Origin of the sequence: Microbacterium sp. T32 (assembly GCF_001619615.1) — a bacterium.
Taxonomy (GTDB): Bacteria; Actinomycetota; Actinomycetes; order Actinomycetales; family Microbacteriaceae; genus Microbacterium.
This window is the reverse complement of sequence record NZ_LQQP01000069.1, coordinates 1-786: the sequence shown is the minus strand read 5'-3', so window position 1 is coordinate 786 and position 786 is coordinate 1. Positions and strand designations below refer to the sequence as shown.

Genomic DNA, 786 nt, shown 5'->3' with positions numbered 1-786 from the left:
AGTCCGGTCAGCGGGATGACCGCGGTCGTCGCACCCGCGGCGGCCCAGGTGAGGAACCCGACCATGAACACGACGGCGAAGATCACGGCCAGCCAGATCGGCGGGCGACGGTGCGCGCGCACGATGAGGACGCTCGCGACGGTGACCAGCGCGAGCAGGACGGTGCACACGGCGCCGGTGACCACGCCGCCGAGCACGAGTTCGGGGAGCTGGATGAACTCCCCCGGGCTGGAGATGCGGAAGACGGCGTCGCCGTCCTGCCGTGCGATGACGAACAGCACGGCGGCCAGTACCGTGATGACGCCGTAGACGATCGGGGCCTTCCAGCTGACGACGACGGCGGTGTCGAGCGCGTCGGCCGCGGGGGCGGTCTCGGAATGTGCGGCGGTGGTGCTCACCGGGCCGCCTCCTTCTTCTTGGCGGCACGGACCTGGGGCTTACGCGCCCCGGGTGCCGGCAGACGGAAGATCGCGCGTACCAGAGGGGGTGCCGCGATGAACAGAACGATGAGCGACTGGACGACCAGGACGATGTCGATCGGCACGCCGTTGGCGGCCTGCATCGCGAAGCCACCGGCCTTGAACGCACCGAACAGGATGCCGGCGACGAGCACGCCGACGGGAGTCGAGCGCCCCAGCAGGGCCACGGTGATCGCGTCGAATCCGATGCCCGCATCGATACCGCTCGAGAACCCGGTCGTCACGGTGCCGAGGACCTGGTCGACGCCGGCGAGGCCGATGAGCGCTCCGGAGATGAGCATCGAGTAGATGTACATCGACTTCACGT

1 protein-coding gene and 1 pseudogene are annotated in these 786 nt (G+C 69.2%); both read right to left on the bottom strand.

Annotation, left to right across the window (positions count from 1 at the left end; translation table 11 throughout):
• A pseudogene (locus AVW09_RS15980) lies at positions 1-398 on the bottom strand (ABC transporter permease); the annotation flags it as partial.
• On the bottom strand, positions 395-786 hold a 392-nt coding region (locus AVW09_RS15975; protein WP_442922756.1), incomplete at its 5' end, for an ABC transporter permease subunit. The gene AVW09_RS15975 and the pseudogene AVW09_RS15980, both read right to left, overlap by 4 nt.